The sequence below is a fragment of the Steroidobacter sp. genome (assembly GCF_036402275.1).
Lineage (GTDB): Bacteria > Pseudomonadota > Gammaproteobacteria > Steroidobacterales > Steroidobacteraceae > Steroidobacter.
The window spans coordinates 313,076-326,531 of sequence record NZ_DASWTF010000034.1 but is presented as its reverse complement, the minus strand read 5'-3'; the positions used below and the strand labels follow the sequence as shown (position 1 = coordinate 326,531).

Annotated in this window: 12 protein-coding genes; 8 read left to right on the top strand and 4 right to left on the bottom strand. The window is 62.9% G+C overall.

Translation table 11 applies throughout. The features are described from left to right. Positions 1-73: 73 nt before the first annotated feature. The 7 genes from dtd (at position 74) to VGD45_RS19195 (ending at position 7,603) form a co-directional block, all read left to right on the top strand. Positions 74-523, top strand: a complete 450-nt coding sequence (gene dtd, locus VGD45_RS19225) for a D-aminoacyl-tRNA deacylase (protein WP_331156962.1) — start codon at positions 74-76, stop codon at positions 521-523. A gap of 120 nt (positions 524-643) precedes the next feature. Continuing rightward, positions 644-880 carry a twin-arginine translocase TatA/TatE family subunit gene (tatA, locus tag VGD45_RS19220; protein ID WP_331156961.1) on the top strand — a complete coding sequence of 79 codons (237 nt, stop codon included), beginning with the start codon at positions 644-646 and terminating at the stop codon, positions 878-880. Between the two features lie 21 nt (positions 881-901). Further along, complete coding sequence (gene tatB, locus VGD45_RS19215) at positions 902-1,342, top strand: Sec-independent protein translocase protein TatB (protein ID WP_331156960.1); 441 nt, start codon at positions 902-904, stop codon at positions 1,340-1,342. Between the two features lie 8 nt (positions 1,343-1,350). Further along, on the top strand, positions 1,351-2,112 hold the full coding sequence (gene tatC, locus VGD45_RS19210; RefSeq protein WP_331156959.1) for a twin-arginine translocase subunit TatC: 762 nt from the start codon (positions 1,351-1,353) through the stop codon (positions 2,110-2,112). Between the two features lie 211 nt (positions 2,113-2,323). Further along, positions 2,324-3,802: a peptide MFS transporter gene (locus VGD45_RS19205; RefSeq protein WP_331156958.1), complete on the top strand. Its 1,479-nt coding sequence runs from the start codon at positions 2,324-2,326 to the stop codon at positions 3,800-3,802. Positions 3,803-3,822: 20 nt separating this feature from the next. Beyond that, the gene (locus VGD45_RS19200) at positions 3,823-5,640 is read left to right on the top strand and encodes a M2 family metallopeptidase (protein WP_331156957.1); all 1,818 of its coding nucleotides are present in this window, start codon (positions 3,823-3,825) and stop codon (positions 5,638-5,640) included. 4 nt (positions 5,641-5,644) lie between these two features. Next, a complete protein-coding gene (locus VGD45_RS19195; protein WP_331156956.1) occupies positions 5,645-7,603 on the top strand; it encodes an OPT family oligopeptide transporter in 1,959 nt (652 codons plus the stop codon). A 54-nt stretch (positions 7,604-7,657) separates the two neighbouring features. Here VGD45_RS19195 and VGD45_RS19190 read toward each other — a convergent pair whose 3' ends face one another. Next, positions 7,658-8,032, bottom strand: coding sequence for a phage holin family protein (locus VGD45_RS19190; protein ID WP_331156955.1), 375 nt, complete (start codon positions 8,030-8,032; stop codon positions 7,658-7,660). Positions 8,033-8,207: 175 nt separating this feature from the next. Here VGD45_RS19190 and VGD45_RS19185 point away from each other — a divergent pair, with 175 nt between their 5' ends. Then, positions 8,208-8,606 (top strand): MAPEG family protein, encoded by a 399-nt coding sequence (locus tag VGD45_RS19185; protein WP_331156954.1) that lies wholly within the window; start codon positions 8,208-8,210, stop codon positions 8,604-8,606. 2 nt (positions 8,607-8,608) lie between these two features. Here VGD45_RS19185 and VGD45_RS19180 read toward each other — a convergent pair whose 3' ends face one another. The 3 genes from VGD45_RS19180 to VGD45_RS19170 all read right to left on the bottom strand — a co-directional run bounded on the left by VGD45_RS19180 (position 8,609) and on the right by VGD45_RS19170 (position 13,429). After that, positions 8,609-9,640: a GGDEF domain-containing protein gene (locus VGD45_RS19180; RefSeq protein WP_331156953.1), complete on the bottom strand. Its 1,032-nt coding sequence runs from the start codon at positions 9,638-9,640 to the stop codon at positions 8,609-8,611. A gap of 6 nt (positions 9,641-9,646) precedes the next feature. After that, entirely contained in the window at positions 9,647-10,921 is a 1,275-nt protein-coding gene (locus VGD45_RS19175; RefSeq protein ID WP_331156952.1) for a S41 family peptidase, read from the bottom strand. Between the two features lie 243 nt (positions 10,922-11,164). Then, entirely contained in the window at positions 11,165-13,429 is a 2,265-nt protein-coding gene (locus VGD45_RS19170) for a bifunctional diguanylate cyclase/phosphodiesterase (RefSeq protein WP_331156951.1), read from the bottom strand. Positions 13,430-13,456 lie beyond the last annotated feature (27 nt).

Below are 13,456 nucleotides of genomic sequence, written 5' to 3'. Positions count from 1 at the left end.
CCGTTACGCAAACTTCATCCACCCTTCTCCAGCCTCCGCTATCCTGCCGCACCAACCTCACCGACAGTCCCTCATGATCGGCCTGCTCCAGCGCGTCACTCACGCCGAAGTTCGTGTATCCGGCCGTCAGGTCGGCGCCATCGAGACGGGATTGTTGGTATTGGTCGGCGTCGAGCGGGGTGACAGCGAGGCGCAGGCGGACCGATTGCTGGAACGGCTGTGCACCTACCGCGTTTTTCCCGATGCGGAAGGCCGCATGAATCGCAGCCTGCAGGACATTGGCGGACAGCTATTGCTCGTCTCGCAATTCACACTGGCCGCCGACACGCGCAGCGGCACCCGGCCCGGCTTCAGCCCGGCCGCCGCCCCCGAGGAAGGCCGGCGACTGTTCGATTATCTGGTCGAGCGGGCACGCGCGCGGCTGGGCGCGGTCCAAACTGGAGAGTTTGGCGCGAACATGCAGGTCAGCCTGACCAACGACGGCCCGGTGACTTTCTGGTTGCAGGTGCCGCCGGGTCAGTGATGGGCGCACCTAGCGTCAAGCGGTTTTAGCAGGATCGGGCTAGAGTTTTCGAGTTCCGCCGCCACGTCGTTACATGCTTTTGGCGTATCATCCGGCGGCTTTGCGAAGCGGGAGAGTCGAATGGGCATCGGTTTCAAAGAACTTCTGATCATCCTCGCCATTGCGCTGCTGATCTTCGGCGCCAAGCGGCTGAAGACGATCGGCTCGGATCTGGGTGGCGCCGTCAAAGGCTTCCGGAAAGCCATGGACACTGAAGACGAGAAGGAGACGCAGCAGCTCAACTCGCCCCAGAAGGACGCCGATTTCAACTCGACGCCGGCCTCGGACAAGACGGGCAGCAAGTCGTCCAACGCTTGATGCTCTGAGCCGAGCGTCGCGATGTTCGAAGTCGGTTTCACCGAGATCGTGCTGATCCTGGGCCTGGCGCTGCTGGTGCTGGGTCCCGAGAAGCTGCCCGGTCTCGCCGAGAAGGTCGGCCGCTGGACTGGCCGCGCACGAGCCATGGCCCGCCAGCTGCGCACGCAGCTGGAGCAGGAAGTCTCGCTCGATGAAATGACCAAGTCGCGGCCCATGCAGGCGCCACCGCCACCGCCGTACACGAACGAAACCGCTGCCGCCACGCCGGCCGAGCCCGAGCCGACGCCCGCTCAGGCCGATCCCTATACGGCTCCTGCCGCGAGCGAGCCGCCAGCCGTTAGCGACACTGCTCATCATATTTCTGGTCACAATGCTTCCGGACTCGATCTGCAGACCATGGTTTCCGGGTTGGAGCCGCCGCAATCGGCTGCCGAGACGCCCAACAGCAAAGCCGTCCAGTGAGCTCGCGCATGAGTGCTGACGAGCGCGAAGAATTAGCCGAAGGCTCTCTGATCTCGCACCTGGTCGAACTACGCGACCGGCTGCTGCGTGCCGTGATCGCGATCGGCGTGATCTTTGTTCCGTGCGCGTTTTTTGCGAACGATCTTTTCACGCTCGTGGCCACGCCCTTGATCCAGAAGATGCCGAAGGGCACTTCGATGATCGCCACCAGCCTCGTATCGCCATTCCTCGCGCCGCTGAAGCTGTCGTTGTTCGTGGCGCTGTTCATAGCGATGCCGTACGTGTTGTACCAGGCGTGGGCCTTCGTCGCGCCCGGTTTGTACAGACATGAGAAGCGCTTCGCCGTGCCGCTGCTGCTGTCGAGCATCGTGCTCTTTTATTGCGGCGTGGCCTTCGCTTATTTCGTCGTGTTCCCGCTGATGTTCGGCATCCTCACCACCACCGCGCCGGCGGGCGTGCAGATGATGACGGACATGCAGAACTATCTCGATTTCGTGTTGCTGCTGTTCTTCGCGTTCGGCGTGGCGTTCGAGATCCCGGTCGCGACCGTGCTGCTCGCCGCCACCGGCCTGGTGAGCGTGGAAGCCATGGGCAAGAACCGCGGTTATGTATTGTTGGGCATTTTCGTGGTGGCCGCGTTTCTGACGCCGCCGGACGCGATCTCGCAATCGGCCATGGCCGTGCCGATGTATCTGCTGTATGAAATCGGCATCCTGGGCTCGCGCTTGTTGCTCAGGCAGCGCAAAAACGCCGAGACGACCGCGGCTTGAGCCTCCAGCCGCCGATCTCGGTATACACCGAGCTCCTTTGAGCTTGCCGGCTTGCCCCGCGGCGCATTCTTCGGTGAGACTGCGCCTCCATGACGTTTGTCATGTCTGACAGCCCGCGCCTGTTTCGTCCGTCCCTGCATCCGGGGCGGCCGGCGGGGCATCCATAACAACAGCCGCTCACATCCCGAGCCGCATCAGGGGTTCTTCCCGTATGAATGAAAGCATCGAACGCGATTCCACGCATGGGCCGCAAATCTTCGGTCATCCGCGTGGACTGATGACGCTGTTCGGCACCGAAGCGTTCGAACGATTCACCTACTACGGCATGCGGGCCATCTTGATCCTGTTCATGACCGCGGCCATCGCCGACGGCGGTCTGGGCCTGGACGATCGCACCGCCAGCGCCATTTACGGGCTGTACATTTCCGGCACGTATTTGTTGTCGCTGCTCGGCGGCTGGATCGCGGACCGTCTGATCGGTCAGCAGCGCGCGGTGTTCTGGGGCGGCGTGATGATCATGCTCGGCAACGGCTGCCTCGCCACGGGCAACACGCAGCTGTTCTTCATCGGCCTGCTGGTGATCGTGCTCGGCGTCGGCCTGTTGAAGCCCAACATCAGCGCCATCGTCGCGCAGCTCTATCCCGAAGGCGGCTCGCGTCGCGACGCCGGCTTCTCCATCTTTTACATGGGCATCAACGTCGGCGCGACGCTGGGCTCGCTGTTCGTGCCGATGGCCGCCAGCGCTTTCGGTTGGAATGCCGGCTTCGCGCTGCCAGCCATCGGCATGCTGATCGGCCTCGTGCAGTTCCAAGCCACCAAGCATTATCTCGGCACATCGGGCGTCGTGCCGATGGGCGAACCCGCGAGCTGGACGCCCATCATCGGCTTCGTGGTCGTGGTGGTCGCGCTCATGGCGGCCGTGCTGCTCGGCATGGTTCAGCTCGATCCCGTCGTGGTTTCGAAATCGCTCAACTGGGCGTTGGTGGTGCTGGCCGCCGGCTTTTTCGCTTATCTGCTGTTCTTCGCCGGACTCAACCTCGCCGAGCGTAAACGCGTGGTCGCGATGATTGCGCTGTTCATCGCCTGCGCCATGTTCTGGGCCGGCTTCGAGCAGGCGGGCGCGTCGTTCAACCTGTTCGCCGAACGTCACACCGATCGCAACATGTTCGGATGGGAACTGCCGGCGGGCACGCTGCAAGCGGTGAACCCGCTGTTCATCATCCTGTTCGCGCCGGTGTTCGCCGCGCTGTGGGTGAATCTCGGCCGCCGCAATCTCGATCCTTCCGCGCCCGCGAAGTTCGCGGTCGGTCTGATCCTGATGGGCTTCGGCTTCCTCGTGATGTTCGTGGCCGCGCGCTACGTCGTCGCCGGCGAGTCGGTGCTGCCCACCTGGCTGATCCTCACTTATCTGTTGCATACATTCGGCGAGCTATGCCTGAGCCCGGTGGGCTTGAGCTCGATGACCAAGCTGGCGCCGGCGCGCTTCGTCGGCCAGGTGATGGGCCTGTGGTTCCTGGCCACCGCGCTGGGCAACAACCTGGCCGGTCAGTTCGCGGGCGAGATCGATCCGAACAATCTGCCCGGCATGCCCGGCCAGTTCCTGTATCTGTTCTGGTGGGGCTTCGTCGCCGGCGTGGTGCTGCTGGTGCTGACGCCGTTCATTCGCAAGCTGATGGCAGGCGTGAAGTAGGCGGCGCAGTGGAGAAAAGCATGACCGCACTTTGCGTGCGACTGACGGCGGCGGTTGCGGCCGTGCTTGCGGTAGCTGGCTGCGAGCGCAAACCAGAGCAGGCGTCCGCTCCGGCCGAGAGCGGCGATGCGTTCGTGGAACGCGTCAATCGCGAGCTGTTGGAGCGCTCTCGCGAGGCCGGCGCCGCCGGCTGGGCCTATGCCACTTTCATCAACGTCGACACCGAGTTTCTGAACGCCAAGGCCAACGAGCGCCTGCTGGAATATTTCAGCGGCGCGGTCGAGCAAGCGAAAGCCTATAAACCGGAGCAGCTGAGCCCGACCGCGGCGCGTTCTCTACAGCTGCTCAAGCTCGGCGTGGCCGCGCCCGCCCCCGCCGATCCGGCCAAGCGCGCCGAACTGGCTGCGGTCACTTCGAAAATGGAAGGCATGTACGGCGCGGCGAAGTACTGTCCCAAGGGGCCGGACTCCTGCAAGGATCAGACGCAGCTCACCGAGATCATGGCGAAGAGCCGCAATTACGACGAGCTCACCGAAGCCTGGACCGGCTGGCATTCGACGGCGCGTCCCATTCGTAAGGACTACGTGCGCTTCGTCGAGCTTGCGAACGAAGGCGCGCGCGAATTGGGTTTTGCCGATCTCGGTGCGATGTGGCGTTCCAATTACGACATGGCGCCGGACGACTTCACCAAAGAAGCGTCGCGGCTGTGGGACCAAGTGAAGCCGCTATACGGCTCGTTGCACTGTTATGTACGCGGCAAGCTGCAGAAGACTTATGGCGCGGATCATGTGCCCGCGGGCAAACCGATTCCGGCGCAGCTGCTCGGCAATATGTGGGCGCAACAGTGGGGCGAGATTTATCCGCTGGTCGAGCCTTATCCCGGCGCGACGGATTTGAACGTCACTGCCGCGCTCGAGAAACAGAAGTACGATCCAGTCCGCATCACGCAATCGGCGGAGAACTTCTACGTCTCGCTCGGGTTTCCCAAGCTGCCGCAGACGTTCTGGGAACGTTCGCTGCTGGCGAAACCGCGCGATCGGGACGTGCAATGTCACGCTAGCGCGTGGCACATGGACGGCAAGGAAGACGTCCGTATCAAACAATGCATCGAGCCCACTCAGGAACACCTGATGACGGTGTATCACGAGCTGGGGCACGTGTTTTATTACCTCTCGTACAAAGATCAGCCGTACCTGTTCCAGAGCGGCGCGCACGACGGTTTCCACGAAGCCATCGGCGACACGGTGAACCTGTCCATGACGCCGGCATATCTGCACCAGATCGGTCTGGCCGGCCCGATGAAGCCGAGTAAAGAGGCGACGATCAATCAGCAGATGCGCCTGGCGCTCGACAAGCTGGCGTTCCTGCCCTTTGGCAAGCTGATCGACGAATGGCGCTGGAAAGTGTTCGCGGGCGAGATCAAGCCAGAGGACTACAACGCGGCCTGGTGGAAACTGCGAGAGATTTACCAGGGCGTGGCCGCGCCGGTGCCGCGCACCGAAGAAGATTTCGATCCGGGCGCGAAATATCACATTCCGGCCAACACGCCGTACACGCGTTACTTCCTGTCATACATCCTGCAGTTCCAGTTCCATCGCGCACTGTGCCAGGCGGCCGGCTTCCAGGGACCGCTGCACGAATGTTCGATCTTCGACAACAAGGAAGCCGGCCAACGCTTCCGCGACATGCTGGCCTTGGGCCAGAGTCAGCCGTGGCAGGACACATTGGAAAAACTGACGGGCACTCGCGAAATGGACGCATCGGCGATTACCGAATATTTCGCGCCGCTGCTCGCCTGGCTGGAAGAACAGAACAAGGGCCAAAGCTGCGGCTGGTGATTTTATGAACACACCTGCGACTCAAGCGGCGCCGCAACTCACGGCGCGCGCCATCATCTTGTCGGTCGTGCTCGCAATGATTCTTGCGGCCGCCAACACGTATCTGGGCCTGTTCGCGGGCCTCACCATCGCCACCGCGATTCCTGCGGCAGTGGTGTCGATGGCGGTACTGCGTGTGCTCGGTGGTGGGCACATCCTCGAAAACAACATCGTGCAGACCGGCGCTTCGGCCGGCTCGTCCATCGCGGCTGGCGTGATCTTCACGGTGCCGGCGTTGGTGATCCTCGGACACTGGACCGATTTCAAATATTGGTGGGTGCTGGCGATCGCGGGCCTCGGTGGCGTGCTCGGCGTGTTGTTCTCGGTGCCGCTGCGTCGTTCGCTGATCGTCGATCAGCAGCTCGCTTTTCCGGAAGGTAAAGCCGCGGCCGAAGTGCTCAAGGCCGGCGAGAACCCGGCGAGCGGCATTCGTGTGCTCGCGGCTGCATCCGCTCTCGGAGGTCTCGGCAAGTTGATCGCGGCAAGCGGCTTGCGACTGGTGCCGGACTCGGCGGCGTTCGGCAGCTTCGTCGGCAAGGGCATCGCGTACATGGGCACGAACCTGTCGCCGGCGCTGCTCGGCGTGGGTTACATCGTCGGCCTGAACATCGGCATCGTGGTCGTGGGCGGCGGCATTCTGTCCTGGAACATCGCCATCCCGATCTACAGCGCGTTCTTTCTCGACGGCAATCCTGAACTGGCCGCCCGTCTCGCTGGCGCCAGCGCCGAGGACGCAGCCGGCGCGATCTGGAGTGCACAGATTCGTTATCTCGGTGTCGGCGCGATGCTGGTCGGTGGCATCTGGACGCTGATTTCCCTACGCAAGTCGCTGATGTCTGGCGTTCGCAGCGGGTTGGAAGCGGCGCGCGCCGGGGCGGCGAAGGTCGTCGCCGAGACCGAAAGAGATCTGCCGATGAAGGCGGTGCTGGTCGGTTTGATCGCCTTCACGCTGCCGCTGGCGGGGCTGTATCACGCCATCGTGCAAGACCTCAGCGTGTCGGTGCCGATGACCATCATCATGATCGTCGCGGGCTTCCTGTTCAGCTCGGTGTCAGCATACATGGCGGGTCTGGTGGGCTCATCGAACAATCCGGTGTCCGGCATCACCATCGGCACGATTTTGTTTGCATCGCTGGTGCTGGCAGTGCTGATGGGCAGCAATGCGCCACTGGGTCCGGTCGCCGCCATCGTGATCGGTGCGGTGGTTTGTTGTGCGGCGGCCGTCGCGGGCGACAACCTGCAGGATCTCAAATGCGGTTACATGATCGGCGCGACGCCCTGGCGGCAACAGGTGATGTTGGCCATCGGCGCAATGTCGTGCGCGGTTGTCATGGCGCCGGTGCTGAACTTGCTGGCCAAGGCTTATGGCATCGGTGTGCCGACGCCGGAGCATCCCGAGCCTTTGCTGGCGCCGCAGGCGACGTTGATGGCGTCGGTGGCGAAAGGTTTGTTTGGTGGTGAGCTGCCGTGGGATCTGATCTGGATCGGCGTGGCAATTGGCGCGGCCATCATCGTGTGCGATGAGATCCTGAAGAAGCGTGGCGCCAACTTTCGGACGCCTGTGCTCGCGGCGGCGGTCGGTATTTATTTGCCGCTGGATCTCACCGTGCCGATCTTCCTCGGCGGCTTGCTGGCGCATCTGGTCGAGCGCGCGGCGGGAGTTCACAACGATCCCGCGGCGGCGGAGCGCGTTCACCGCAAGGGTGTGTTGTTCTCGGCGGGCTTGATCACGGGTGAGGCGCTGATGGGAATTCTGATCGCGATCCCGATCGTTTCCACCGGGAAGTCCGATGTGCTGGCGCTGCCAGATTTTGTGCGCTTTGGGCCGAGCCTGATTGAATGGTTTGGCCTGGCGCTATTCGCTGCGATGGGGTGGATTTTGTATCGAGTCGCTCTTCGCGGTGCGTTGAACCCGTCGAGCTAAAGAAGACCCTCACCCCCTGCCCCTCTCCCAATGGGAGAGGGGCATCGCGCGCCATCACTTTTTCATCGTGATCACTTCGACGCGGCCGCTGTTGGCGATCATGCCGGAGGCGAGCCAGGAGGTGATGCTGACGAGCAGGGAGGCGCCGAGGGCGGTCCAGAAGCTGCTGATAGTGAAGCCGCTCAAGAGCAGCGCGACCAGGCCGAGCATGCCGGCGTTGATCACCAGCAAGAACAGGCCCAGCGACAACAGCGTGAGTGGCAGGGTGAGGATCACCGCGATGGGGCGGACGATGGCGTTGACGATGCCCAGGAGCACGGCCGCCGCGAGCAGGGTGAAGGGGCTGTCGAACATCAGCCCGTCGAAGATCTGAGTGGCCAGCCACAGCCCGAGGGCGACGATGGCGGCGCGCAAAAAGAATCCGGTCATGATGAGGTCCTCGTGGCGCAACTGCGGTGCGGGTAAGCTAGTTCCAAGTGTCAGCTGTCGCCCGGCTCGCGCCATGATACGTCCAATATTTCGCCAGTGCTGGGCAGGATGCCCGAATGCCGGGGGTGCAGGGATGCACAGGACCGGCCCATAAAATCATCAATGAGGGAGCGCAATGCCTTTTGTCGCCATCGTCACCGCCCTGGCCTTGATTCAGTTTTTCTTTTTCGGCTTGGGCGTCGCCAGGGCGCGCAGCCGGTATGGCGTTGCGGCGCCGGCCACCAGCGGTCATGAAGTGTTCGAACGCCACTTCCGGGTGCAGATGAACACCCTGGAACAGTTGGTGATGTTTCTGCCGGCGCTGTGGATCTTCGCCCTCTACATCAGTCCGCTGTGGGCGGCGGCCCTGGGTGTAGTGTTTCTGCTGGGCCGCGCGATTTATGCGATTTCCTACGTGAAGGATCCGAAGAGCCGCGCCCTCGGCTTCGCGCTCACGGCCTTTCCGACGCTGGCCATGCTCATCGGCATCGTGATCTGGGGGATCCGGGCGATTCTGGTCGGCGCCGCCGCCTGAGCTCACTCCGGCTGACGGCGCAGGGCGCGATCCTGCTGCATGTTCTGATCGGCGAGGATCATCAGCTCCTTGGGATACAGATGATCCTCGGGGAAGTTCGCCGTCCCCACATTCACATTGGCGCGGATCAGCCGGTTCGCCACCGACACCGTGCCGGCGTAAACATTGTTACGAATGCGCGTGGCGATGGCTCCGCCCATGGCCGAGTCCGCTTCGACCAGCAACACCACGAACTCGTCGCCGCCGAGGCGAGCCGCAACGTCCGAAGTGCGAATGGACCGCGTGATGGCCGCGGCGACCGCACCCAGAATCTGACTGCCTGCTTCGTGCCCCATCGTTTCGTTGATGTGCGCGAGATTGTCCACGTCGACCACGACGATGGTGTAAGGCCGACCGAAGCGTTCAGCTTTGCGATGCTCCTGCTGCAGGATTTCTTCGAAGGAGCGCAGGTTCAACAAGCCGGTGAGCGAATCCGTCGACGCCAGATCGCTGATCCTCTGCACGGCGCTGTGCATCTGTTCGATCAACGCCGCGATGATCAGCGCCACGGCCGCGCCCGGCGCCAACACACTCAACAACTGGATGCCGAATTCGGGGCCGCCGATCGCGACTTCAGGCGTGAGCGCGCCCAGCAAAAAGCCGACCGCCGCAATCACGGTCGCCAGCAACAGCACTACCCACCAACGTCCGAATGCGAGAGCCGCGCCGACCAGCGGAATCAGATAGAGCGGCACGATGAAGCTGTGAGCCGCGCCCGTCGCGATAGCAAACAAAGTGATGCAAACGACCAGCGCGGCGAGATCGACGCAATGCTGACGAGCGAGCGGCCGCTGCAGAGCCGGCACGACACGCGCGAATAACATACTGACGGTGAGCAGCCCCAAAGCAGCGACCGCCAGCATGGGCCGGCTCACCGAGTTGGGAACGAAAGAGAACTGCAACGCGCCGATGGCGAGGGTCAGCAGCTCCAGGCATAGCAATGACCTGGCCGCAAAACCCTGCGTTTGGGCCGCTGCAGGCTGAGCGGAACGCATGCAGTATTATGGGGCACGACTCTGCCGAATGGCGCCGCCCGTCTTCTGCTGCAGCGTGACGATCGCCGCCTGCAGCTCATAGTCGTCCTTGGGGTTGCCGTAGCTTTCCGTAACGTCGGCGCCTTCCTTCTTGGGAGGCAGGTCCTTCTCGTTGACGAGCACGTCCGGCTTGATGCCTTTCTCGTGGATCGACGCACCCGAGGGCGTGAAGTACTTGGAAGTGGTGAGCTTGATGGCATGGCCATCTGACAACGGCACCACCGTCTGCACCGAGCCTTTGCCGTAAGTCTGGCTGCCAACCAGCGTGGCGCGGCGATGGTCTTGCAGGGCGCCCGCGACGATCTCGGACGCGGAGGCGGAGCCACCGTTGACGAGCAGCACCATCGGAGCACCGTCCAAGGCATCGCCGGGACGAGCATCCATTTCGAAGCGGGCATCGGCTGCGCGGCCATTGGCCGTCACGATGACACCGTCGTCGAGGAACACGTCCGAAACGCCGACCGCGGCTTCGAGCACGCCGCCGGGATTGTTCCGTAGATCGAGCACGAGGCCCTTCAATGCCGCCCCGTTCTTTTTCTTCAGGTTGGCGAGCGAGCGCTCCAGATCGGGCGCGGTGGTTTCGCTGAAGTGCGAAATGCGGACATAGCCGACGCCGTCGTCGAGCAACTTGTCACGCACGCTGTGAACCTGGACAGGCGCGCGAGCCAGAGTGAATTCGAGCGGATCTTTCTTATCGGCGCGCGCGATGCTGATCTTCACCGCCGTGCCGGCCTTGCCGCGCATGCGATCGATGGTGTCGTTGAGGTTGTCGACGCTCACCGGCACATCGTCGACCGCCAGGATGGTGTCGCCGGCCAGCACGCCCGCCTTCTCCGCCGGTGTGCCTTCGATGGGATTCACGACTTTGACCACGCCGTTCTCGAGCGCGACTTCGATGCCCACGCCGGAGTATTCGCCCGTGGTGCTGATGCGAATCTCGTCGAACTCCTGCGGGTCGAGGAACGCGGAGTGCGCGTCGAGGTCGGCGATCATGCCGCGGATGGCGGCTTCGATCAGCTCCTCATCGGAAATGTTTTCAACATATTCCTTGCGGACGTGCTCGAGCACTTCGGCGAGCAGGCGCGCGTCCTGCCAGGGCACCGCCCTCTCGTCATTGTCAGCGTCCGCGCTGGCGGTCACTGGCGGCTCGATCTCACGCTGGGCCTGGACTGTGCGCCCCACCGACAGGCCGAAGCCCATGACCACGCCGAAGCCAAGGATCAGCGCGAAGCGAACCGGCATAACTACCCGTGACATGACGCTAAGGGGATGAGACTTCAAGGTGGAGGGCCTTTAAACATAGTACACGTCCAAGCGACGGCGACAATGCGGCCCACGCCGCCGCGAAATCCGGACGCCGTTCAAAGAATGCCCAAAGAGCGCCCGCCCCGCCCGACTGCCGTCCTCGAACTGTGACCGGGGTCAAAGCGACCCGAGCAAGGCTGTCAGTCCGATGCCATGGGCGGCAATCAGTTCACTGCTGAATCAGCTGACCATGCGGCTCTGACGCACAGGGACCAGCTGGCGGACCACGCCCGCCGAGCCGCGCAGCAGCTCCTGCAGAACCTGTTCGACCGGCCGCGGCTTTCCGATTGCAAAGCCCTGCCCAAAATCGACGCCGAGCTGGCCGACCGAGGCGAGGATGGCTTCGTTCTCGACGCATTCCGCCGTGGTCTTCAGGTTCATGGCGCGCGCCAACTGCACGATGGCCGTGACCATCGCTTGCGAGCGCTGATTGCCGACCAGATCGCGCACCAGTCCGCCGTCGATCTTCAAATGTGACACCGGCAAAGACTTCAAATAAGTGAGCGACGACAAGCCGCGGCCGAAATCGTCCAGCGCGATGGCGTGCCCGAGGTCCTGCAGGCGACGAATCAGCAGCTCCGCTTGCACGATGTTGGCCACCGCCGCGGTCTCCGTGATCTCGAACGACAGCAACTGCGGCGGCAACGCATAGTCTTGCAGGCGTCGTTCCAGAAATCTCGTGAAATCCTGGTCACATAACGATTGTCCGGAAATATTGATGGCGAAGTGCGCGTCCAGGCGCAGCAGCGCCGGCGCCGCCGAGGACAGCACGTCCAGCGCATATTGCACGACCCAGCGATCGATATCGGTGGCCAGCTGATAGCGCTCGGCGGCCGACAGGAATTTGTCCGGCGTGATGCGTTCGCCGCTGCCGTCGATCATTCGCAACAGCAGCTCGAAGCGGCGCGGTTGGCCCCCGAGATTTGTGTAATCGCCGATGTGCACGATGGGCTGCGCATCCATCCGGAACCGATCGTTGACGATGGCTTCACGCAGTGAGCCGAGGATGGTCACATCTTCATAGCGGCGCACGATGCTGCGATCGGCTTCGTGATAGCTCTCGACGCGGCCGCGGCCCCGGTCTTTCGCGGCTTTACACGCAACTTCGGCAGCCGCCAGCGCATGCGATAACGGATAGCGAGTGTTCGGCACGGCGGCCAGCCCGAAACTCATCGACATCGGGACCGGTCGACCGTCGTGGCTGAAATCCAATTGTCTGATGGCGCCGCACATACGCTCGACCGCCGGCAGCACGGTGTCGCTGTGATCGTCGAGAAAGAACAGCGCGAAGCGATCGCCGGAGATGCGCGAGGCGCTGACATTCGCGCCAAGATTCTCCCGGATAGCGGCGGCGATCCTGACGATGACTTCGTCGCCTACATGCATGCCGTGGTTTTCGTTCACCACGTGCAGACGATCGACGTCCGCATACACCACGCAATGTTGTGCATCGGCCGGCGCGGCCCCGAGCAGACTGAGCACGCGTTGTTCGAAGGCTGCGCGAGTGAGCAAACCCGTCGCCGGATCGAACACGCTTTGCACGACGTAAGCAACGCGCCGGCTGAGCAACTCGACGATGCGGACCTGACGCGCGTCGAAGTCGGCATGACTCCCGCGCTTGAAAAGAATCAACACGCCCGCGACGTCCTGCACGCCGTGGCGGATCGGGCATGCCAATATTTTGTACGGCATTGCGCCCAGCGGACTGTTCGCGGGTGGCTTGTTCAACACCAGCGTGCGCCGTTGCACCTGCACCCATGCCAGCAAATGCTTCTGAGTTTTCTCCAGGGTCTCGGAGTCGGCGTTGCGAAGCGCGCCTTCGGCGGCGCATGACAATGCGATCTTGCGATCGGGAATCAGCAGCGCTCCGACCGAGCAGTCCAGATTCGAAACGCAGTTCTTGAGCAGTCGTTCGAGATCGTCCTGATCTGTATCATTGGCTGCGCCGCTAGCCTCGAGAAGCACGGCGAGATCGCCGTCGCGCGAGGTCAGATTCTTGCGCAGATCGCCAAGGCTGTTTTGATGAGCGAGCTCGCGCGCCAGCACCTGAAGCGCCGGTCGCAACATTCCATGCACGAATGCAGAGCTGCGAGCGCCGTTGCTGCCGTCCTGGCAGGAGACCGCGAGCGCACCCAGCAAAATGGGACCATCGCAAAGAAGGAAGACGTACGCGGTATCGCCTTCCCAGCTGCGGCAGAAGCCATAGCGATGATCGTCATGCGCGACACCGTGCTGACGCACGGCGTTCAGCGATTCTTCCACCAGATGTAACAAGTCCGTGCCGTCGTAACCGTCGGACAACCACAGCGGCGTGCTGAGACGATCGAAGATCGCGATGTAGGTGGCCCGCGGCATGAGCACGCGGATCAACTGACCATACGGATCGAGGCTGGTGGAAAAAGCCGTCGTCTCTACAGTGTCGTCGTCCGCCGCGCTGGTCGCCATGGTCCTGAGCCCGTCGTGGGCCCGTCA

What these genes read in the sequence shown, in the direction of transcription:
- dtd (WP_331156962.1), top strand. Translation starts at nt 74, where the DNA reads ATGATCGGCCTGCTCCAGCGCGTCACTCACGCCGAAGTTCGTGTATCC.
- tatA (WP_331156961.1), top strand. Translation starts at nt 644, where the DNA reads ATGGGCATCGGTTTCAAAGAACTTCTGATCATCCTCGCCATTGCGCTG.
- tatB (WP_331156960.1), top strand. Translation starts at nt 902, where the DNA reads ATGTTCGAAGTCGGTTTCACCGAGATCGTGCTGATCCTGGGCCTGGCG.
- tatC (WP_331156959.1), top strand. Translation starts at nt 1,351, where the DNA reads ATGAGTGCTGACGAGCGCGAAGAATTAGCCGAAGGCTCTCTGATCTCG.
- VGD45_RS19205 (WP_331156958.1), top strand. Translation starts at nt 2,324, where the DNA reads ATGAATGAAAGCATCGAACGCGATTCCACGCATGGGCCGCAAATCTTC.
- VGD45_RS19200 (WP_331156957.1), top strand. Translation starts at nt 3,823, where the DNA reads ATGACCGCACTTTGCGTGCGACTGACGGCGGCGGTTGCGGCCGTGCTT.
- VGD45_RS19195 (WP_331156956.1), top strand. Translation starts at nt 5,645, where the DNA reads ATGAACACACCTGCGACTCAAGCGGCGCCGCAACTCACGGCGCGCGCC.
- VGD45_RS19190 (WP_331156955.1), bottom strand. Translation starts at nt 8,032, where the DNA reads ATGACCGGATTCTTTTTGCGCGCCGCCATCGTCGCCCTCGGGCTGTGG.
- VGD45_RS19185 (WP_331156954.1), top strand. Translation starts at nt 8,208, where the DNA reads ATGCCTTTTGTCGCCATCGTCACCGCCCTGGCCTTGATTCAGTTTTTC.
- VGD45_RS19180 (WP_331156953.1), bottom strand. Translation starts at nt 9,640, where the DNA reads ATGCGTTCCGCTCAGCCTGCAGCGGCCCAAACGCAGGGTTTTGCGGCC.
- VGD45_RS19175 (WP_331156952.1), bottom strand. Translation starts at nt 10,921, where the DNA reads ATGCCGGTTCGCTTCGCGCTGATCCTTGGCTTCGGCGTGGTCATGGGC.
- VGD45_RS19170 (WP_331156951.1), bottom strand. Translation starts at nt 13,429, where the DNA reads ATGGCGACCAGCGCGGCGGACGACGACACTGTAGAGACGACGGCTTTT.